Source organism: Streptomyces sp. RPA4-2 (genome assembly GCF_012273515.2).
GTDB classification, from domain to species: Bacteria; Actinomycetota; Actinomycetes; order Streptomycetales; family Streptomycetaceae; genus Streptomyces; species Streptomyces kaempferi.
In genome coordinates, this window is the sequence record NZ_CP050975.2 from 3,624,343 (window position 1) to 3,644,832 (window position 20,490).

The 20,490-nt window shown below is 67.9% G+C and carries 19 protein-coding genes and 2 pseudogenes; 11 read left to right on the forward strand and 10 right to left on the reverse strand.

The window, feature by feature from the left end; translation table 11 throughout:
* The first annotated feature begins 2 nt into the window (after window positions 1-2).
* Window positions 3-521 (forward strand): very short patch repair endonuclease, encoded by a 519-nt coding sequence (locus HEP85_RS15705; RefSeq protein WP_168528308.1) that lies wholly within the window; start codon window positions 3-5, stop codon window positions 519-521.
* On the opposite strand, the gene HEP85_RS15710 is transcribed toward HEP85_RS15705, so the two are convergent.
* Entirely contained in the window at window positions 499-768 is a 270-nt protein-coding gene (locus HEP85_RS15710; protein ID WP_168528309.1) for a hypothetical protein, read from the reverse strand. The two genes, HEP85_RS15705 and HEP85_RS15710, sit on opposite strands and share 23 nt — an antisense overlap.
* Before the next feature lie 648 nt (window positions 769-1,416).
* Between HEP85_RS15710 and HEP85_RS15715 the strand changes: the two genes are divergently transcribed.
* The 3 genes from HEP85_RS15715 to HEP85_RS15725 all read left to right on the forward strand — a co-directional run bounded on the left by HEP85_RS15715 (window position 1,417) and on the right by HEP85_RS15725 (window position 5,410).
* Entirely contained in the window at window positions 1,417-2,094 is a 678-nt protein-coding gene (locus HEP85_RS15715) for a hypothetical protein (RefSeq protein ID WP_168528310.1), read from the forward strand.
* A gap of 74 nt (window positions 2,095-2,168) precedes the next feature.
* Window positions 2,169-3,584 carry a ParB/RepB/Spo0J family partition protein gene (locus tag HEP85_RS15720; protein WP_168528311.1) on the forward strand — a complete coding sequence of 472 codons (1,416 nt, stop codon included), beginning with the start codon at window positions 2,169-2,171 and terminating at the stop codon, window positions 3,582-3,584.
* A complete protein-coding gene (locus tag HEP85_RS15725; protein ID WP_168528312.1) occupies window positions 3,581-5,410 on the forward strand; it encodes a DEAD/DEAH box helicase in 1,830 nt (609 codons plus the stop codon). Before HEP85_RS15720 ends, HEP85_RS15725 begins: the two co-directional genes overlap by 4 nt.
* A gap of 57 nt (window positions 5,411-5,467) precedes the next feature.
* Here HEP85_RS15725 and HEP85_RS15730 read toward each other — a convergent pair whose 3' ends face one another.
* The gene (locus HEP85_RS15730; protein WP_168528313.1) at window positions 5,468-6,598 is read right to left on the reverse strand and encodes a DNA cytosine methyltransferase; all 1,131 of its coding nucleotides are present in this window, start codon (window positions 6,596-6,598) and stop codon (window positions 5,468-5,470) included.
* A 174-nt stretch (window positions 6,599-6,772) separates the two neighbouring features.
* On the opposite strand from HEP85_RS15730, the gene HEP85_RS15735 reads away from it, so the two are divergent.
* The gene (locus tag HEP85_RS15735) at window positions 6,773-7,027 is read left to right on the forward strand and encodes a hypothetical protein (protein ID WP_248001947.1); all 255 of its coding nucleotides are present in this window, start codon (window positions 6,773-6,775) and stop codon (window positions 7,025-7,027) included.
* Window positions 7,028-7,288: 261 nt separating this feature from the next.
* Here the strand turns inward: HEP85_RS15735 and HEP85_RS15740 are convergent, their stop codons facing one another.
* The gene (locus HEP85_RS15740; protein WP_168528314.1) at window positions 7,289-7,921 is read right to left on the reverse strand and encodes an ATP-binding protein; all 633 of its coding nucleotides are present in this window, start codon (window positions 7,919-7,921) and stop codon (window positions 7,289-7,291) included.
* A 219-nt stretch (window positions 7,922-8,140) separates the two neighbouring features.
* Here HEP85_RS15740 and HEP85_RS15745 point away from each other — a divergent pair.
* Window positions 8,141-8,581 (forward strand): annotated as a pseudogene (locus HEP85_RS15745) (Scr1 family TA system antitoxin-like transcriptional regulator); the annotation flags it as partial.
* A 159-nt stretch (window positions 8,582-8,740) separates the two neighbouring features.
* Here the strand turns inward: HEP85_RS15745 and HEP85_RS15750 are convergent.
* A complete protein-coding gene (locus tag HEP85_RS15750) occupies window positions 8,741-10,117 on the reverse strand; it encodes an IS1380 family transposase (RefSeq protein WP_369657729.1) in 1,377 nt (458 codons plus the stop codon).
* A gap of 107 nt (window positions 10,118-10,224) precedes the next feature.
* Between HEP85_RS15750 and HEP85_RS15755 the strand changes: the two are divergent.
* The 3 genes and pseudogenes from HEP85_RS15755 to HEP85_RS15765 all read left to right on the forward strand — a co-directional run.
* Window positions 10,225-10,647, forward strand: a pseudogene (locus HEP85_RS15755) (DUF5753 domain-containing protein); the annotation flags it as partial.
* Window positions 10,648-10,914 (forward strand): DUF397 domain-containing protein, encoded by a 267-nt coding sequence (locus HEP85_RS15760; protein ID WP_168528316.1) that lies wholly within the window; start codon window positions 10,648-10,650, stop codon window positions 10,912-10,914.
* Between the two features lie 191 nt (window positions 10,915-11,105).
* Window positions 11,106-11,408 carry a hypothetical protein gene (locus HEP85_RS15765; protein ID WP_369657730.1) on the forward strand — a complete coding sequence of 101 codons (303 nt, stop codon included), beginning with the start codon at window positions 11,106-11,108 and terminating at the stop codon, window positions 11,406-11,408.
* Between the two features lie 69 nt (window positions 11,409-11,477).
* Here HEP85_RS15765 and HEP85_RS15770 read toward each other — a convergent pair whose 3' ends face one another.
* Complete coding sequence (locus tag HEP85_RS15770; RefSeq protein WP_168528318.1) at window positions 11,478-12,443, reverse strand: GlxA family transcriptional regulator; 966 nt, start codon at window positions 12,441-12,443, stop codon at window positions 11,478-11,480.
* A 209-nt stretch (window positions 12,444-12,652) separates the two neighbouring features.
* Between HEP85_RS15770 and HEP85_RS15775 the strand changes: the two genes are divergently transcribed.
* Window positions 12,653-13,120 (forward strand): hypothetical protein, encoded by a 468-nt coding sequence (locus HEP85_RS15775; RefSeq protein WP_168528319.1) that lies wholly within the window; start codon window positions 12,653-12,655, stop codon window positions 13,118-13,120.
* Between the two features lie 191 nt (window positions 13,121-13,311).
* Here the strand turns inward: HEP85_RS15775 and HEP85_RS15780 are convergent, their stop codons facing one another.
* The 3 genes from HEP85_RS15780 to HEP85_RS15790 form a co-directional block, all read right to left on the reverse strand.
* Window positions 13,312-13,791, reverse strand: a complete 480-nt coding sequence (locus HEP85_RS15780) for a hypothetical protein (protein ID WP_168528320.1) — start codon at window positions 13,789-13,791, stop codon at window positions 13,312-13,314.
* Between the two features lie 212 nt (window positions 13,792-14,003).
* Window positions 14,004-15,497, reverse strand: coding sequence for an MFS transporter (locus HEP85_RS15785; RefSeq protein ID WP_168528321.1), 1,494 nt, complete (start codon window positions 15,495-15,497; stop codon window positions 14,004-14,006).
* 51 nt (window positions 15,498-15,548) lie between these two features.
* Window positions 15,549-16,916 (reverse strand): DUF445 domain-containing protein, encoded by a 1,368-nt coding sequence (locus tag HEP85_RS15790; protein ID WP_168528322.1) that lies wholly within the window; start codon window positions 16,914-16,916, stop codon window positions 15,549-15,551.
* Window positions 16,917-17,159: 243 nt separating this feature from the next.
* Here HEP85_RS15790 and HEP85_RS15795 point away from each other — a divergent pair, with 243 nt between their 5' ends.
* A complete protein-coding gene (locus HEP85_RS15795) occupies window positions 17,160-18,491 on the forward strand; it encodes an SGNH/GDSL hydrolase family protein (protein ID WP_168528323.1) in 1,332 nt (443 codons plus the stop codon).
* A gap of 82 nt (window positions 18,492-18,573) precedes the next feature.
* Here the strand turns inward: HEP85_RS15795 and HEP85_RS15800 are convergent, their stop codons facing one another.
* Entirely contained in the window at window positions 18,574-19,485 is a 912-nt protein-coding gene (locus HEP85_RS15800) for a DUF1707 domain-containing protein (protein ID WP_369657731.1), read from the reverse strand.
* Between the two features lie 9 nt (window positions 19,486-19,494).
* A complete protein-coding gene (locus HEP85_RS15805; RefSeq protein WP_168528325.1) occupies window positions 19,495-20,484 on the reverse strand; it encodes an ATP-binding cassette domain-containing protein in 990 nt (329 codons plus the stop codon).
* Window positions 20,485-20,490 lie beyond the last annotated feature (6 nt).

Genomic DNA, 20,490 nt, shown 5'->3' on the forward strand with positions numbered 1-20,490 from the left:
AGATGACTGCTCCCACCCCAGAACCAGATCCGTCACAGACCCCCTGGGTGCCGCCCGAGGGCTCATGGGCATCGTCCGCCGCACGCCGCCGCAACATGCAGGCGATCCGAAGCCGGGACACCACTCCGGAGCGCCTTGTCCGTCGGCTAGTACACGCTCAGGGCCTGCGGTACCGAGTAGCAACCCGCCCGCTCCCCGACCTTCGCCGCACCGCCGACATGGTCTTTCGGCCGGCGAAGGTGGCCGTCTTCATCGACGGCTGCTACTGGCACGGCTGCCCTGACCATTACGTCCCCCCGAAGACCAACCCTGGCTACTGGTCCGACAAAGTGGCCCGGAATATGGCCCGCGACCGCGATACGGATGAGCGCCTACAGGCAGCTGGCTGGCTCGTCTTGCGCTTCTGGGAGCACGAATCAGCGGAAGAATGCAGCGAGATGATCTGTCACGCAGTGACATCCAGACGTCACGCTTCGCCCGGCAGCACGCCGGACATCCCTACTGAGCAAGGGACATCTTGAGCACTCGCCGGGCCATGGCGTTGTCCTCGATCTTCATAAACTCATAGGCAATCTCCGCCAGTTGCCGCCCATCACGCCCGGTCTGCACATACCGGAGGATCACGTCGGCCTCGGAACGCAGCCCGCGCGCCCTGCACGCGGCTACCGCATGAGCCACTTCTGCTGGGTCACCCGCCAAGCCGACATGCCGCAGGATGCCGGCGATATCCTCGGCCCTTCTGGTTTGTTTCATGTCCAGCAGGGCCACTGCCGTGGGCCAATGCCCTCGCCCGTGTTGCCGGTCCCCCTCTACTGAGGGGACCGGCAACACAAGCGCCTGGCAGCTCACGCACAGAGGCGCCGGCGGTTCACACGCCTTCCGCCATAGGCCCTCAACTTCGGCCCAGGCGACCGGCATAGAGGTCTCCTTCGCCCGCGCGACGGCTTCCGCCAGGTCGTAGAGCGCGCGGACCACCGCCCGCTTAGGCCTGCGTATACGTGCATTGAGCAGATCGGAGAGTGCACTCGCTGAAGCGTCACAGCCACAATTGCGCTTCTCCAGGGCCTCATGCGTCTGCCTCAGCGACAGTCCGACCACAGCCATCAGACCGCGCAAGGCCCCGGCGAGGGCCCTTCTCTCATCCGGAATTTCCGGATCCAGTTCCCTGAAGCGACCCGGTCGCGGCACGCCAGCTCCTTCTGTCCTCACCGCACGGAAGACAACAGTCTTTGACAACAGTGTCCCGCCACCCATCCCCAACAGGCGCCTCATCTATGTCCGGATACTCATCTGGACACTCCATCACTTCCGTTTCGGGCAGACATGGAGTTCTGTTGTGTCCAACGGGCCACCGTCAGGCATCAACCGTCCTGACATGCAGTCGGGCTGGCCCACTCAGGCTCTGCGAGGTGGCAGATGAGCACGGCCTTGCCTTCATGGCAGGACAGCAAACTGGGCACGATGAAGCGCGCTGCACTCTGGCTCGTCCAAGTGGTCGGTGAAGAGAACGTCTTTACCAAGGCGGAGCTCCGCGAAGCCTTTCCAGATGTGGCACAGATCGACCGCCGCATGCGAGATCTCCGCGATTTCGGATGGAAGATCGACACCAAGCGCGAGGACATCGACCTCGACGCCAACGAACAGCGCTATGTGCAGCGCGGCGAGCCCGTCTGGGAGCCCGGCCGCGGGACCCGGCCCAAGAGCGCGATAACGGTGAACCAACGCCGCGAGCTGCTGGCCATCTACAACCACAAGTGCAGTTCGTGTGGTGCTACCCCCGGAGACGCCTACGCCGACTCGGAGGTCACAGCTCAGCTCGACGTGGCCAAGCGCGAAGTGCTGTTGCCGGACGGTACGAAGGCACTCCAGTACGTCGTCGAGTGCAACCGCTGCCGTGTCGGCGGCATCGGTGCCACGTACGACGTTTCGGCGTTGCTCTCCGAGGCCACGTCGCTGCCCTCATTCGAACTCGACATCCTGAAGACCTGGCTCAAGCGGGACGCCCGGGCGTTCAGCTCTGTCGAAGACATCTGGGCGAAGTACCGCGCACTGCCGGTTGAGGCACGCGAAGCCTTCCGTGACGGCCTGAACTAGGCCTCTTCGGGTCCCTTGCCGGCCTCGGGCCACCCATCAGTCCCCACAGCTCACTCCAGCTATGAGAGGTACCAATGCCGACGGACTTCGGCGTCCCCCCGCTCGCGGATGAGAACCGCACCCTGGTCGAACAGCGGCTCCAGGACGCGCGCACCGGCGACGCAGTACCCGAAACACTCCGGGTGGAGTTCCGGGGCCGCCCTATCCACGTCGAAGTCATCGACATGCCGGTCGACCAGCTCTCCTACAACCCCGCAACGCACAGGATCAGTGCGCAACGTGCTTATGACCCGGTGCAGGAAGAGGAACTGACGAAAGATCCCTGGTCGGACGCAGGTCAGAGCTATCTGCATCACCTGCTGACAGCAACGCCGTCTGACCCGCACCAGCGCGACCCGGACTTCGACAAGCTGCAGGAGAGCCTTCGCGAACACCGCCAGAACGAGCCGGGACTCATCTCCCGTGAAGGTGTTCTCGTCAACGGCAACACCCGCCGAGCCGCTCTGAAGGAACTGGGTGTCCAATCCATCCGCGTGGGTGTGCTGCCGGCCAGCTGTACCTGGGACGATATCCGTTCAGTCGAACTATCCTTGCAGCTCAGGCCGGACCGACGGCGCGAGTACTCCTACATCAACCAACTGATGGCCATTGAGGAGCAGATCCGCCTCGGACTGCCCCTAGCCGCCATCGCCAAGCTGTTTCACACGTCAACGCCGGCACTGGACCGGGATACATGGGTTCTCGGGCAGTTGCGCGACCTGGTCAAGCGCAGCGAGCACGGCCGGATCAAACTGCGCCTCATGGACTTCGAGGACGCTAAGGAGAGCTTCGCCGAGCTGTACCGGACGTACATCAAGGAGAAAGCCAAAGATAAACAGAAGGCCGACACCCTTCTTGAATACCGGCTGGCAGCCATTGCCCTCGATTTCGCCAAGACCGACATCCGCAGCATCCGCACCGACTTCCGGGAAAAACACCTGGAACGCCGCTTGCCCGAAGGTCCCCACACCGCGGTCCCGGAGCCGCCGAAGGCCGTCTCCATCCCTGGCCTTAATCGTTCCCTACCGGCACCAAGTTCCGAAACGGCCGTTGCCCGCGCCCTCACTGACATGCTCCTCAGGGCAAAAGCGACACAGAAGTCCGCGACCACAGCAACCGTTGAAGAGCTCACTGAAGCCAACCGTTCTGTGTCCGTACTGAAAGGCGCCTTCGAGGAGTCGATCCATTCCGCTCACAAGGCGATCCGCGACCGGAAGAAGCGGCTAGCGGCCCCCGACCGTGTCAATGCAGCAGTTGAGGAACTTCAGCAGTGCGCCACTGACCTGGTACTAGCGCGAGGCAACAACAGCCTGGACGAGGGTGCATTCGACGACACGCTGGTCGCGCTCAGGCAGGCACTGACCAAGGTGTCAGCCGAGGCCTCAAAGAGCATCCAACTCCCGGGCGAGGGCCTGTCGTGGCTGCGTGAAGCCCTGGGAATCCAGCGATGACCCACTCTGGTCTTCCCTCTCTCCGCATCACCTTCAACGTCACGCGCACGCGTGCGGTACTCCGCGCGCGCCCAGGGCTGGAAGGAGACTTCGGAATGCTGGCCACGCGGGTGACTCCGGGTGGCCAACGGGGCCCACTGACGTCCGAGGCCGATCTGGACAGTTTCCTGTCCTCCATTGGTGAGCTGGCGGACTGGCCCCACGCGGATGTCGAGTGGGAACCTGAGCTGGCCAGTCTCGTCACGGGTGTTCTCGACGACTCCGAAACCGTGCAAGCCCGGCTCAGCTCACCGCCTGCCGACGGCCGGCAGGCGCCGCTCGCGCCAGAGGACGTCCCTACCCTGCTAGGCACAGGGTGGCAGGCAGACCTCACTTCATTCCAGCTCCGGGATACCGGGGAGCTGTTGTCCCTGGGCCACGGTGCGAACTTCAGTGTTCCAGGGGCCGGCAAGACTCGCACGGCACTGGCAGTGTTCAGCGCCCTCCGTGAGCGAGGCGAAGTCCGGCGTCTTCTCGTCGTCTGTCCCAAATCAGCATACGAATCCTGGCAATTCGAGGGGAACGCCTGCTTCAAGGAACCCCTGCCGACTTCCGTGATGGACAACGGATCCCTCGGCCCCGAAGCTGAAGTCGTCCTGGTCAACTACGAGAGGCTGTCCGGCTCCGTCAGCCGTCTTGCAGAGTGGCTGCGCACGACACCGGCGATGTTGGTGCTCGACGAAGCGCACCGCATGAAACTCGGAGCCCGCGGCGCATACGGTGCTGCCTGTCTGTCTCTTGGGCCGCTGGCTCGACGGCGTCTCATTCTCACCGGGACGCCAGCTCCCAACGGCGCCCGTGATTTGGAAAGCCTGCTCTCATTCGTATGGCCAGGACGGGGCAAGCAGCTCGTCGTCGAAGCTGTCAGCGGTGGTGATCTCGCTTACGCGAGCCAGGCTCTGCGTCCGCTGTTCACTCGGACAACGAAGAAGGAGCTGGGCCTTCCTCCATTTGAACCCCTAGTCCGCTACGTCGAACTTCCCCCGCTGCACCGTGAGTTGTACGACGCACTCAAGGGGGACCCGTCCACTCGCCGAGGTGACCTGGCTTCTCTCGGCAAGGCAGCAATGCGCGTACTGATGGCTGCCATCAGCCCGGCTTTGCTGGCTCCGAGCGACAACCGGTACGGCCCGCTTGTCTTTCAGCTGCCAGCGCTTGACGTCTCGGATAGCGACTCATTGCATACGCTGCTCCAGCGGCTTCCTCAGCATGAGCTCTCACCCAAGTACGCGGAAACCGTTCGAATCGTCGCAAGGAACGCGCGGGCCGGTCGCAAGACACTGGTCTGGACTGGGTTCATCCGAAGTCAGAAAACCCTAGAGGACCTACTGGCACCGCATGCCCCGGCTTCCATTTACGGTGCCACCCCGAACCAGGACCGGGTAGCTGAGCTCAGCCGCTTCCGTGAGGACCCGTCATGCATGGTCCTGATCTCCAATCCCGCGACCCTTGGTGAAGGCATCAGCCTTCACCAGGTCTGTCATGACGCCGTATACGTGGACCGCGACTTCATGGCTGGCCGATTCCTCCAGAGCCTTGACCGCATTCACCGGCTGGGGCTGCCTCCAGGCACCGAGACACGCGTGACCGTCCTGGCGGCCCGGGGCACGATCGATGAAATCGTCGCCATGCGTCTCGAAAAGAAGCTGCATTTTCTGGGCAGCGTGCTCGACGACCCTGCGGTGCGCCAGCTCGGCGATCTCCAAGAGGAGGAGACCACGGGCCTGGGCATGGACGCCGATGACATCCATGCCCTCCTCGCGCACTTGGACAGCCGGTTCCCATGAAGGGTGGCTGACGTGTGAGGCCGCCCCGGCGCGCCCACTTTCCTCAGCCACCCTCATTCACTGACTGGTACCACGCTTGCGGTCAGCCTTGAGTACCTCGATGATCGACTCACCGACAGCCTGCGCGACAGGCGGCGGAAACGCGTTCCCGACCTGCCGGTACTGGGCCGTCTTGCCTCCCGTGAATTCCCAATACGTCGGAAACCCCTGAATGATCGCGGCCTGGCGAACCGTGAGCATGGGGCCTTCGGTACCGAACAGATCGCGATTCTCAGTGCCGGTCTCCTCACCGTTCACTGGCGCGTTGGCCACGCCCATGCCCGAGACCCCCAGCACTCCCCATGCCTTCTTAGCCCGGCTGGGGCCAAGATCGGCGCCCCCGTGCTTCTTAGAACCGCCCACAAGCGTGGGAGCCACGCCCTTTTTTGCCGCATCCATCCATTTTTCGAACACCCGGTCCGCTTGAGCCTCCCGAGGCCCTCCCCTAAACGGCTTGATGCGCTCTTCCATCGTTTCCTCAAGCGCATCGAAGACGTTGACCCTCTCGGCACTGGGCGTGGGGGCTTCGTACTTCAGGTCCTTGAGCACGTCCTTCCGGAAGGCGACGAGGATGGAACGGGGCCGGAGCTGCGGAACCCCGAACTCCTCCGCCTTGTAGACCTCCCACCCCACAACCTCATAGCCGGACAGCCCGTCGCCATCGGGCTCCATGCCCTCAAGGCTGGCCTGGATCCGTGACCTGTAGTCGTCGAACTTGGCGTCCATGAGGCCACGGACGTTCTCGATCATCACGGCCCGGGGGCGGATGAGTTCGGCCAGCTCCAGGATGCGCGGGAAGAGATCACGCTCATCGTCCTCGCCAAGCTGCTTACCAGCGTGAGAGAAAGGCGGGCACGGAACGCCGCCGGCGAGCAGGTCAACCTCTCCCCGCCGATAAAGGCCAGCACTCTTCTTCAGGTCACGCCCGGGGTCGAACTCAAGTACGTCTTTGCAGAGAACATCGCAGTTGCCGCGCTCCCATTCCCACTTCGGGTGCACCTCGATGTTTTCACGCAGGGTCGCCGCCGCATACTTGTCGATCTCGACGAGGGCAAGATGCCTGAAACCGGCCAAGTGCAGTCCGATCGCCTGTCCGCCAGCGCCAGCACAGATCTCGATCGACGTGTAGCCCCGGTCAGTCTCGGTCATGACCTCTCCTCTTGCACGAATTCCAGTGACGCCTCACACAGCAGCCATCACAGAGGGTGACACGACCCACTGACATTGCGACTCGGCACGGCGGCATACACCAGTGTGCGGCATCCCCTGGGACGCCTTGGTCCCCAACAGCACGGCTATTTCGAATGCTCGTACGATACCGCTGTGGCGAGAATCAACTGGCCGCGTGACGGGCTGTTGCTGGCCTGCATGCTCGTTGCCGAGAACGGCTGGCGTGAGCTGCAGCCAGCCGACAAGCGGGTGCGGAGCCTGTCCAAGATCCTCAGGAAGCTCCCATTGCACGATGCCACGGCGGCAGATCCGAAGTTCCGCTCCTCTGGCAACGTTAGCCGCGAGACCGGCGACATCGTGACAGTCCATGCCGGGTCCCACGGAGCCACCTCGAAGGGCGGCGGCTGACCCGCGAGGTGGTGGCCGACGTCACAGAACGCACCGACGAGGTGCTCTCCGCCGCCTACGGCGGACTCGGAGACGGCTACATCGAAGTCCACCACAGCCTGCCTCTCCATATTCGGGGGTGACCGAGACCCAGATAGCAGATCTGGCCCTCCTGCGCGCGAACTGCCACCGCATGTGCCGCAGGAGTTTCCGCGGAGAATCCTGGCGTACCCCGGCCGCCCTCCGGAGGCAGATGCACAAGCCCGTTCAAGCGCTGCCCCATTAGGCCGCATCCGCTTCAGCTTCGTAATGCATCTGAGCACGCTCGAGGACGTCGTCCGGGTCGAGTCCGCGAGCGGCAGTCCAGTGCAGCAGATCCGCGATCAGCTCCACCGCTGACTCCTCGAGACCAATGTCCCGCCCGCTCCCCCGAGGCGGAGCGCCACGGGAGGGCCTCTGATAGCTCTCAAGCGCCTCGACGGCACGCTCGATGCGTCGGTACGCCTGGCCGGAGCTCATCGCGATCTCGCACCAGACCGCCTTACCCGCCACGGTCAGGAGAGTGCCCCAGTCCACTGCCAGCGCCGTAAGCAGGTGCAGCCCGCGGCCACACTCTTCGTCGCAGACGGCCGCTTTGAGTGACGGCACCGACCGGCTCTTGTCGTGGACTTCAAGCCGGAGCCGCTCAGCCCTCCATTCAAGGATCAAGGTCGCCGATACCCCCTCGCCCACATGTTTGACGACATTCGTCGCCAACTCCGTAACCAGCAAAGCTGCTTCATCCGCAGCCACAGGCACCCCCCACCGGTTCAGCTGCTTCACGGCGGCTCTCCGGAGCAGACTCACTTCCGCCGGGAGTGCCTCGAAGGGCAGCACACAGCGGAGTCGCGGTTCGATGACTTCGTAGCCGGGCATGGCCGGCTCCTCCCTCCCAGGCCACGCAGATGCTGCGGCTGCCGTATCTGCACGACTGCACTGCGTAGCGATCTCCGAATGAGCATGGCACGGAGAATTCTCGCTGTGTAACTTCTCATGGGAATCGATCGAGTGAATCTGATGGTGGGGCTGCTTCTCAGCTGCCTAGCCTGTTGAGGATCTGCGGGCTGGCTGCCCTGCTCATGGCGAAGGAGCCTCATGTCCGAACGGACCACAACCCGCCGCCGTCAACTCGGCGCGTTGATGCGCAAGTTGCGCGCCCGCAAAGGGCTGACCCTTGAGGAAGCCGGGCAGCTCGTCGGCGTTTCCAAGGCAACGGTGAGCCGGTACGAGACCCAGGCGGGGCCGGTCAAGTGGCTCGTCATTGACGCGTTGTGCCGCGAGTACGCGACAACTGACGCCGAGCGCAGAGCCGTTGTCGCGATCGCCAAGAACGCCAGGCAGCAGGGCTGGTGGAGTTCCTTTGCCGACTCGATTCCGGAGAGCATGAACCTTCTGCTCACGCTTGAGGACGAGGCCGTACGGGAGGATCACTTCTCCTGTGTCTACGTGCCAGGGCTCTTGCAGACCCGCGGTTACAGCACCGCTCTCCAGCAAGCCAACGAAGTGCGGCTGGAGCCGGCGGAGATCGAACGGCTAGCCTCGATCTTTCTTGAGGGTCCGCCGACGGAGTCGGCGGACCCTTTTGCTTTCCGGAGCTGATGCCGGGCAGGCCGGTGGCCCGGCTGTCGCGTCGGGTGGGCGCCGGGTTCCACTGCCCGGGCGGGTGATGCTGCCGCAGGGACGATGGGTTGCCAGTCAGCCGGGGTCAGGCAGGAGCGCGAGCCGTTCAAGGGCGGCGGTGATCTCGCCGGTCCAGGGCCAGTGCCGGGCGAGGCGGAGAATCCTGCGCCGACCGGTGGTGACGAGCTGGCCGGCTGCGGAGAACAGGCGGAACCGCAATCGACGCGGTTCCCAGAGCCTCGCCCGGCCGGTCAGCGCGAGCATGGGCATCCAGGCCAGCAGGTCGAGCGCGATCTGGACGATCTCCATCCAGACCCGGTTCTGGGCGGTGTCGTGCAGGGGCAGGTTGCGCAGGCCGGTGGCCCGGGCGGCCCGGATCCGGTCCTCGGCCCGTGCCCGGAGCCGGTGACGCAGCTCGAGCTCGGCGATCGGCCGGCCGGTGGTGTTGGTCGCGAAGCACGTGATCCGCATGCCGTCCGCGTCCGTGATCCTCAACTGGGCGCCGGGATGGGGCCGTTCCTTGCGGACGATGAGCCGCATGCCCTTGGGCCAGTCGTCCAGGAGCTTGCCGGTGAGCTCGGCGACCCAGGCCCCGTCCCGGGCCTCACCGTCGGCCTCGACGGCCGGGGTCCAGGCCGAGGCGGGGACCTTCAGCACGTGTTCGTGGATCGCTTCGGTGACCGTCATGCCGACCGAGTAGGACAGCCATCGGCCCCGCTTCGCGAGCCAGGACACGAAGTCGTGGGTGCCGCTTACGGAGTCCGTGCGGATCAGCGTCTGCCGTCCTCGCCGGTAGTGCTTGGGCAGTTGGGCCAGGGCGAGTTGGGCGGTGGTGATGTGGTCGGCGGCGGTGTTGGAGCCCGCGTTTCCCGGTCGGAGGAGGGCGGCGACGGGTTCACCGGTTCCGCCCGGTCCGTGGTCGACGAAAGCCGTCAGCGGGTGATGGCCGTAGGTCTTCTTCCAGGTCGCGGCCGCGTCCTGCTTGTCGGAGTGGGCGATCACGAGGACGCCATCGAGGTCGACAGTGACCTGGCCGTCGGCGTCCGGGGCGTTCTCGCCGGCCAACGACCAGGCACGATGACGGACTTCGGAGCGTGCGGACCGGACGGCCTGCAGGGCTTTGTCGCCGGATGCGGCGAGGGTGTCGATCAGGCGGGAGACGGTCGGGTCCGAGGCGACCGGGCCGAAGACGGCCGGCTCACACCGCAGCATGGAGACGTCCGCGAGGCAGTCCCCGCCCAGTGCGACCGCCAGGGCGACGTCCAGGAGGATCTTGCCGGGATCGTGGACGGCCCGCGGTTTGCGCCACGGAGCCAGAGCTGCGGATATCGCCTGGTCAAGGCCCGTCTTGCGGACCGTCTCCAGCAGCAGGACCGCACCGGCCTGCGAGAGCACCTGCCGACCGTCTGCCTGGACACGGACACGTGGGTACGACGAGATAGGCTCTCTCACCTGGAAAGTGCTCTTTTCCTTGCAGCCAACAGGACCCTCAGCAAGTCCCATCGTTGCAGGTCAAGGGCACTTTCCGTGTTTCTGATCAACTCTTGGACAGCCCACCTCGTGAAAGCCCGAGGCTAGTGGACATCCGCATGAAGCGGCAGGAGATCCTGACTCGCCCGGCTCCCCCACACCTATGGGCCATCCTCGACGAGTCCGTGATCCACCGGGTCGTCGGCTCACCAGAGATCATGGCGAGCCAGCTGGACCGCCTGCTCGAAGCGAACGATTCCCCTCACATCACTTTGCAGGTGCTGCCGTTCTCGAAGGGTGCTCACTCCGCGGCTCTCGGGAGCTTCGTGATCCTCGGCGGCACGGAGGCCGCCCTTGATGTCGTGTACGTCGACTTCCACACGGGGTCGCTCTTCCTGGAGAAGGAGGAAGAACTGGAGCGATACCGGCTTGCCTTCGAGTATCTCCGCGCACAAGCGTTGGACATGGAGGCTTCCTCGTCTCTGATCCACCGCATGCGCAAGGAGCTATGAATGCCCGTGTCCTCTTCCTCCGGTCCCGACCTGGCCTGGTTCAAGTCGTCATACAGCGGAGGCAACACAACTGAGTGCGTGGAAGCCGCGTTCGTACCGTCCGGCGTGTGCATACGGGACTCGAAGCACCCGGAAGGCCCACAGCTTCCGGTGGCCGCAGAGGCGTGGGCGACGTTCATAGCGGCTGCCGCTCTGCGAGACGGCATTTGGCAACGGTCTCCTAGTCACTCCCTATGGAACGGAACTCCAGGCATGGGGCTGCTCTGACCCCCGGCTGGCCAGCGTGGTGCACCCGCCTCGCACCACCACTGGCGTTCAGGCGGGCCCGTCGACGTGGCGCCGCAAGGCCCCAGGCACCGAGTCGCTCCTCCCCCCCCATATCCAGCCGTGCTCTGAACTGGCACCGGCGCGTTAGCCTCGGTTTGTTCAGAAGGCACAGGTAGGCGCAGGAGGCAGCAATGGCGAAGGTTCCGGCCGCGGTGGTGGCCGCCGGTGGGCTTGTCGGTGGGTACGGCGTGGCCAGGTGGACGAAGAAGCGGCAGCTCGGCGGGGTCGTGCTGGCCGCCGCGGGGGCCGCGGCCGCGCGGCAGTGGCGGCGGCAGGCCGGCGGGAAGGCCGCCGGGGCGCTGACCGTCGCGTACGTCGCCGCCTTCGCCGGGTCGCACCCGCTGGCCAAGAAGGTGGGCGCCTGGCCCGCGGTGTTCGGGGTCGCCGGGGCCGTCGCCCTCGCCTCCTGGGCCGTGGCCGACCGGCGTGCCTGAGCACTGCACCGAGCACCGCACCGAGCGCAGAGCACGGAGGGCGGCGCGCAGCGCGACCGCGCCTCCGCGTCAGGAGACCCGCTCCTCCGCCCCCTGAAACGCCCGCCGGTACGCGTACGGGCTCGTCCCCACCACCCTTTTGAAGCGTTCGCGGAACGCCGTCGGGGAACCGAAGCCCGCCTGGGTCGCGATGCGTTCGACCGGGTACGTGGTCGTCTCCAGGAGGTACTGGGCACGGCGGACCCGGGCACGGTGCACCCACTGCAGTGGTGTGGTGCCGGTCTGTTCCCGGAAGCGGCGGTTGAGGGTGCGGGTGCTCGTGCCGGCCCGGACGGCGATGTCCTCCAGGGTCAGGTCCCGGTCCGCGTTCTCCTCCAGCCAGCCGAGCAGCGGTTCCATGGTCGCGCCGGCCGGTGCCGGTGGCTGGGCGTGGACGATGAACTGGGCCTGGCCGCCCTCCCGTTCGAGCGGCATCACCGACAGCCGGGCCGCGTGCGCCGCGACGGCCGAGCCATGGTCCCGGCGGATCATGTGCAGGCACATGTCGAGGGCCGCGGCCGCGCCCGCCGAGGTGAGGAACTGGCCGTTGTCGACGTAGAGCACGTTCGGGTCGACCGTCACGGCGGGGTGCAGGGCCGCCAGGTCCCCGGCCGCGATCCAGTGGGTGGTCGCGCGCAGCCCGTCCAGCAGGCCGGTGGCGGCGAGGACGAAGGCTCCGACACAGATCGAGGCGATCCGGGTGCCGTTCGCGGCGGCCGCGCGCAGCGCCTCGGCCACCCCCGGCGGGAGCGGGGCGGTGGGGTTCTCGGTCCCGGGCAGGATGATCGTGTCCGCCTCGGCCAGCGCCTCCAGGCCGTAGGGGGCGCGCAGCGTGAACGGGCCCGCGCCGACCTCCTGGCCCGCCTCGACCGAACAGACCCGGATCCGGTAGGCCGCCCGGCCGTCCGGCAGGCGCGCCCGCCCGAAGGCGTCGATCGGGGCGGAGAGGTCGAACGGGATGACCTGGTCGAGCGCCAGTACGGCAACGGTGTGCATGGCCAGAGCGTAGGCATACGGCGGGTTGTGGCCAACAGCGGCCCGGGGCGACCCGCCTCCGCCGCAGCGGGCCGCTGGTCTCGCGGGACCCCCGCCCAGCGCCTCGTACGGCCCGTACCGACGGGACGGGGCCGCGGCTGGCGGGAATCCGTCGGGCCCTGGCAAAAGTGCCACTTCTGCAAGATCCGGACCGCCCATAGCGTCACCCCGTGACCAAGTTCCTTCTTGCCGTGCACGTCCTCGCCGCGATCGTCGCGATCGGGCCCGTCACCGTCGCCGCCAGCATGTTCCCGCCCGCCGCCCGCAAGGCGCTCGCCGAGCCGCGGGACGGTCAGGCCCGCTCCACCGTCCAACTGCTGCACCGCATCTGCCGGGTGTACGCGACGGTCGGCGTCGTGGTCCCCGTGTTCGGGTTCGCCACCGCCAGTGCCATGGGTGTCCTGGGCGACACCTGGCTGGTCGTCTCGATCGCCCTGACGGCGCTGGCCGCGGTCGTGCTCGCGGCGCTGGTGCTGCCCCGGCAGACCGCGATCGTGGAGGGCATCTGGCACGACAGCGGCGTACTGGACCCCCGGGCGACGGTCCGGCTCGCCATGTTCACCGGCGTCTTCAACCTGCTCTGGGCCACCGTGACGATACTGATGATCATCCGTCCGGGGTCCACCACGGGTGCCTAAGGGCTGTCCCGTAATCCCCGGTGGATCAGCGCGCGGCGTCAGATGCGGTGCATCGCAAGGCGGAGGGTCGTCCTCATACTGGACGTATCAGGGCGATCCGACAACGCGGCGTGGGGGTCCCCCCTGCTCGAAGAGCTCGGGGGAGTGCCGTAGCTGTCGTCGTGCGCCCGCCGGGGATTACGGGACAGCCCTTAGCCGCAGGATCCGGCCCGACGGCCGGTGAGGAGCGGTGTGTCGGCCTGTTCCTCCAGGTCCGCCCTGAACTGCCGGGCCACCGCCGTCGCGACCAGCACCCCCGCCGCGACGACCAGCGTGAAGGACGCCCACGCCAGTGGCCAGACCGCGGCGTCCGGAGGCTCCGGGTGGGCGTGGAAGGAGACGTACATCAGGGCGGCCGGCGGGACCGCGAGCAGCAGCAACGGCCAGGCCAGCGCGTCCCGGTGGCCGAAGTAGGCCGCCAGGAGCAGCAGGGCCCCGCCGAGGAGCACGACGCCGAGGACGGTCACCGGGGTCGTCTCGGTGAGCGACCCGGACGTCTCGGCGCGGTTGCGCAGGTCCCAGGGCAGGCAGAGGAGATACGCCGCGCCGGAGAGGGCGGCGCCGAGCACGCGCGTCAGCCAGCGTTCCGGCCAGGGGCGCGTGCGCAGAGGGCTTAACAGCTTCTCGGTCATGCGTACGAGGGTTCCTGTCCGGGCGTCGGCCCGACAGAGTATGCGTACTCAGATCCTCGTCCTCGGCGGACCGGTCCACCGAGTCCGACCGAACCGCCCGGTCGGACGGAACCGGCCCGGTGGCTCGAACCGGCTAGACGGACGGAACCTGGGCGGCGGACGGAACCGGGACGGCGGTCGGAACCGGGACGGCTCGTCGTCGGCGGACCGGGTCAGGCCGGCTCGTGGGACGTGCCGGACGATGCCGTCGACAGCGGGGCGGCGATGTCCTCCAGGGAGCGCCCCTCGGCCTTCACCGCAAGGAACGCGGCCACCAGGCCCGCCGCGCACATCAGGGCCGCGCCGATCTGGAAGGCGAGCACCGTGTCGCCGACGACACCGGACTTCGTGAGGTCGGCGAAGACCAGCGGTCCGCTGATACCACCGGCGGCCGTTCCGAGGGCGTAGAAGAAGGCGATGGCCATCGCGCGGGTCTCCATCGGGAAGATCTCCGAGACCGTCAGGTACGCGCTGGACGCGCCCGCGGAGGCGAAGAACAGTACGACGCACCAGCACGCGGTGAGCGTCGCCGCGTTCAGCGAGCCCTGGCCGAAGAGCCAGGCCGTGCCGAAGAGCAGCAGGCCCGACAGCAGGTACGTGGAGGAGATCATCACCTTGCGGCCGACCGTGTCGAAGAGCTTGCCGAGCAGCAGCGGGCCGATGAAGTTGCCGGCCGCGATGACGGCGAAGTAGTAGCCGGTGCCGCCGGAGGGGACGTCGTAGAACGTGGTGAGGATGGCGCCGAAACCGAAGGTGATCGCGTTGTAGAGGAAGGCCTGGCCGATGAAGAGGGAGAGGCCGAGCACGGCGCGTTTCGGATAGCGGCGGAAGACGGTCCGCGCGATGAGCCCGAAGCCGATGCTCTTGCGCTGCTCGATGGTGATCTCGCCCTCGGCGCGCGGCAGCGGCCTGCCCTTCTCCCGCTCGATGTCCCGCTCGACGGACGTGACCAGCTCGTCCGCGTCCTCGCCGCGGCCGTGGATGAACTGCCACCGCGGGCTCTCCGGCACATGCCGCCTGACCAGCAGGACCACCAGCCCGAGGACCACTCCGAGGGCGAACGTGAGCCGCCAGCCGACGTCCTTGGGGAAGATGTCCGTGTTCAGCATGACGACGGACAGCAGCGCGCCGCCGACCGCGCCGAGCCAGTAGCTGCCGTTGATGATCAGGTCGACGCGGCCCCGGAACTTCGCGGGGATGAGCTCGTCGATCGCCGAGTTGATGGCCGCGTACTCGCCGCCGATACCGAAGCCGGTGAGGAAGCGGAAGGTGAAGAACCACCAGGCGTCGAAGGAGAGCGCGGTCATCGCGGTCGCGCCGAGGTAGACGACGAGCGTCACCATGAAGAGCTTCTTGCGGCCGTAACGGTCGGTCAGCCAGCCGAAGAAGAGGGCTCCGACGCAGGCTCCCGCGACATAGAGCGCCGCCGCGACGCCGGTGACCTGGGCCGAGGAGATGGACAGACCGCTGCCGTCCTCGGAGAGCCGGCTCGCGATGTTGCCGACCGTGGTGACTTCCAGGCCGTCCAGGATCCAGACGGTTCCCAGGCCGATCACGATCATCCAGTGCCACCGGGACCAGGGAAGCCGGTCGAGGCGGGAGGGGACACTCGTGGTGATGGTGCCCATGGAAGCGGGCACGGGGGCCGGCGCGGCTGGTGGGGTCATGGCTCCCTCTCCGTTCGACGAACCCTGACCGGATTCCCCGCCGCGGGGTGGTTACGCCCCCAGCGCTCGCGACACCACGTAGATCAGCAGTCCGGCCAGTGATCCCACCACCGTGCCATTGATCCGAATGAACTGCAGGTCACGGCCGATGTGCGCCTCGATCTTCCGGGTCGTGTGCTCGGCGTCCCAGCCGGCGACGGTGTCGGTGATCAGTGAGGTGATCTCCTTGCGGTAGGTCGTCACGACGTACACCGCGGCGCCCTCGACCCACCGGTCGACCTTGGCCTGGAGCTTGGGCTCGGTGGCCATGCGGGTGCCCAGCGAGAGCAGCGAGGCCCGCACCCGCAGACGCAGCTCACTGCGCTCGTCCTCGGCGGCGGAAACGATCATGGATCGTACGGCCGTCCAGGCGGAGGCGATCAGGTCCTGGACCTCACCGCGGCCGAGCACCTCGCCCTTGAGCCGCTCCACCCGGGCACGGGTGTCGGTGTCGGACTGGAGGTCGGAGGCGAAGTCGCCGAGGAAGCGGTCGAGGGCGCCGCGCGCCGGGTGAGACGGGGCGTCGCGCATCTCGGTGACGAAACGCAGCAGCTCCTTGTAGACCCGCTCACCGACCTTCTTGTCGACGAAACGCGGGGTCCAGCCGGGCGCGCCGCCCTGCACGGCGTCCATGACCTGCTCGTCGTGGAGCACCAGCCAGTCGTGGGCGCGGGCGCAGATCAGGTCCACGACCCGCTTGTGACCGCCGTCCGCGACGATCTTCTCCAGCATCTTCCCTATGCCGGGCGCGATCTCCTGGGCGTCGGCGCGGCGCGTGATGGCCTCGCCGACCACCGCCTGCACGTCCGAGTCGCGCAGCACGGTCAGTGCTCCCCTGAGGGCGGTGGCCAGCTCGGCCGTGACCCGGTCCGCGTGCTCCGGTTCGGCGAGCCAGGCCCCCAGCCTGCCGCCGATGCCGACGGCGCGCAGGCGCTGGCGTACGACCTCCTCGGAGAGGAAGTTCTCGCCGACGAACTCGCCGAGCGACACGCCCAGCTGGTCCTTCTTGGTGGGGATGATCGCGGTGTGCGGGATGGGCAGGCCGAGCGGATGGCGGAAGAGGGCCGTGACCGCGAACCAGTCGGCGAGCGCGCCGACCATGCCGGCCTCGGCGGCCGCGGCGACATATCCGGCCCAGGAGCCCGCGCCCTCGTGCGAGGCCCACTTGGCGAGGACGTACACCAGGGCGACCAGGAGCAGCAGGCCGGTCGCCGTCGCCTTCATCCGGCGGACGCCGCGCTGCTTCTCCTCGTCGGCGGGGCTGAACGAGGACATCGTGCGGTTCACCGGGCCGGGCGCCGTCGTCGCGCGGTTCGCGGCGCCGCCCGGCCGGGCACGCCGCCCTTCGGTATCCGCTGCTTCCGGTTCTGTGCGTTCCATTCGCTCCACCCGTTCACCGACCCCGTCCGAGGCCTCGTACCCATTGTCCCTTCCTGACCGACTCCTGGAACGGAACAGGAGTTCCCGGCGTCTGTTCGGACGGGGAGAACTCAGGGGGATCTCCGGGACGCCTCAGGGTCGTCCCCGGAAGGGGCCCTGTCCTTCTCCCTCTACCCCATGACGCATCATGGGTTCATCACATCGGAGCCTCGGGCTCCCATCGCCCGAGGAGACACGCACCGCATGACCAAGCGTCACGGTTATGCCCTGCTGGCCGCGATCGTCGCCGTGATCGTGGTCATATCCGCAGCCATATACGTCGGAGCCGCGGCCGACGACGGAAGCGGCACCCGCAACGCCCTCGCCGGCGCCCCCGGACTCCACAACTCCGCGGCCCCCGCGTCCGTGGGCACCTGGGTCGCCGCCTGGTCCGCCTCACCCGGCGGAGCCGAACCCGGCACCGAGGCGGGCGGCCTGGCGGGCCGCTCCGTGCGCAACGTCGTGCACGTCGACGTCGGCGGCACCGACGCCCGCATCACCCTCTCCAACCTCTACGGACAGCAGCCGCTGCGCATCACGCACGCCTCGATCGCGGTCGCCGCGGGCGAGAACGACGCGGCGGCCGCGGCCGGGACCATGAGCCGCCTCACCTTCGCCGGCAGCACCGCGGTGGTCGTCCCGGCGGGACAGCAGGTGATGAGCGACGGCGTGCGGATCCCGATCCCGCGCGACACCGACGTCCTCGTGACCACGTACTCGCCCACCCCGTCCGGCCCGGTCACCTATCACCAGCACGCGCGGCAGATCTCGTACGTCGCCGAGGGCGACCGCACCGAGGACCCGACCGGCGCCGCGTACACCGAACAGACCCCGCACTGGCGCTATCTGACCGCCCTCGACGTGCTGAGCAACGAGTCGGCGGGCACCGTCGTCGCCCTGGGCGACTCGCTCACCGACGGCATCACCTCCACGACGGGCGCCAACCACCGCTGGACGGACGTCCTTTCGGAGCGGCTGCGCGCCGCGGCCGGTTCCGGGGACGTGCCGCGCTACAGCGTCGTCAACCAGGGCATCAGCGGCAACCGCGTCCTGGCCGATGGTCTCGGGCGGCCCGCCGACAACCCGAGCGGCCTCAACCGCTTCCGCCGCGACGTGCTCGACCGCACGAACGTCAAGGCCGTCGTCATCGACCTCGGCGTCAACGACATCCTGCGCAACCCGTACCAGGCCGACCCGCGCGCGATCACCGACGGACTGCGCCGGCTGGTCCAGCAGGCGCACGCCCGGGGGCTGCGCGTCGTCGGCGCGACCCTGATGCCCTTCGGGGGCCACCGCGGCTACACGAGCGGCCGCGACGCGGTGCGCCGGGCCGTCAACGAGGAGATCCGCGCGGGCCTGGTGTACGACGCCGTCGTCGACTTCGACAAGGCGCTGCGCGACCCGTACGACCCGCGCAGGCTCCGCTCCGACTACGACTCGGGCGACCATCTCCACCCCAGCGACAAGGGGTACGAGCGGATGGCGGAGGTCTTCGACCTGGACGACCTGAAGGGGTCGGCCCCGGCGGAGCTGTAGCGGGGGCCGACCGGGTCCAGAAGTCGCGGGGGCGGCGGTGCCGATCCGGTCAGAAATCGCGGGGGCGGGGGCGGTGCTCGGTTCAGAAGTCGCGGTGGCGGCGGTGGCGCTCCTGGCGGCGGGCCTCGTGGCGTTCGCGGCGCTCGGCGTGCCTCTCCCGGCGATCCTCGTGACGCTCGCGGATCAGGTCGCGGGCCTCTTCGAGCGCCTCGAGGTGGGCGTCGTACTCGTCGAGGCGGCCCCGTGAGCCGGCCCCCAGCGCCCCGCGGCCGGCCTTGCGATCCAGCTTCTCCTGGCGGCGCTCCTCCCTCAGCCGCAGCCGCTCGGCGCGGGTGACCTTCCGCTCCACGCCGACCCCGCCCCAGAACGCGAAGCCCGTGACGATCACGCGCGGGGCCCCGGGATCGCCCGGCCGCCCCTCCTCACGGTGGTCGAAGCCGCCCATGATGCCGATGCCGCGGACGACGACCTCCACGCCGGGCGGCACCACGACGTTCACACCGCCCATGACCGCGACGCAGTTGATGACGACCTCACGGTCGGCGAAGTTCGCCTCGCGCAGATCGATCTCACCGCCGCCCAAGAAGGCGAAGGAGCTGAAGCGCCGCGGCACGGTCCAGCGGCCCTTGCGCTCGAACCCGGACAGGATCGCGACCCCCCACCCGGACGATCCCTCCCCGCCGACGATCCGCGCGGCCCAACTCCCGCTCTCAGCAGGCTCTTTGATCATGTTCACCGGAGTCGCGGCGGCCGAGCCCGGCAGATCGCGGGTGAGCGGCGCCAGGTCCCGGTACGTACGGGCACTGAACGTCGCCTCCAGCCGCTCCTCGAACTCCTCCATGTCGAGGCGCCCCTCCGCGAGGGCGTCCCTGAGCTGTTCGGCGACCCGTTCACGATCGGCGTCGGAGGCTCGCAACTCCGGGCCCGCGGGTTCGGGAGCCCGCGGCACCGGGCGCTGGTCGTCGCTTCCCCGGGAAGGCACATCCTCGGTCATGGGACCAGCCTACGAGAGAGCCTTCTCCTCGTACATGCGGCTGATGACCGTCTCGATGTCCGGCTCCCGCACCGAGAGGTCAACCAGGGGGTACTGGGCCGCGATCCGCGCCACCAGTTCGGCCGCCGACGCCGACGCGGGGAAGGCGAGCCACTGCCGGGGCCCCTCCACCTTCACGACCCGCGCCGACGCCACCTCGACGGGCGGCAGTTCCCGCTCCAGGTCCACCACGAGGGTCCGCTCGCTCTCCCCCACCTCGTGCAGCCCGGTCAGCGGACCGTCGTACATCAGCCGCCCGTGATCGATGACCATCACCCGCCGGCACAGCTGCTCGATGTCGGTGAGGTCGTGCGTGGTGAGCAGCACCGTCGTGCCGCGCTCGGCGTTCAGGTCGCGCAGGAACGAGCGGACCCTGGCCTTGCTGATCACGTCCAGACCGATCGTCGGCTCGTCGAGATACAGGACCTCGGGGTCGTGCAGCAGCGCCGCCGCGATGTCCCCGCGCATCCGCTGGCCGAGGGACAGCTGCCGGACCGGTACGTCCAACAGCTCGCCCAGTTCGAGGAGTTCGACGCAGCGATCGAGGTTCTCGCGGTAACGGGCGTCCGGGATGCGGTACATGCGGTGCATCAGCCGGTAGGAGTCGATCAGCGGGAGGTCCCACCACAGCGTCGTGCGCTGCCCGAAGACGACCCCGATGCGCCGCGCGAGCCGGGTCCGCTCCCGTGACGGATCGATGCCCGCGACCCGCAGCCGGCCACCGCTCGGCGTGAGGATCCCGGTCAGCATCTTGATGGTGGTGGACTTCCCGGCCCCGTTCGGTCCGATGTAGCCGACCATCTCCCCGCGCGGCACGGTGAAGGAGAGGGAGTCCACCGCCCGCACCTGACGGCGCTCGCTGCGCAGGAAGCCCGTCTTCTTGCGCACGTCGAACACCTTCTCGACGCGGTCGAGCTCGATGAAGGCGTCAACCGGACCCGCGGAAAGGTCTGTTGTCATGTCGGT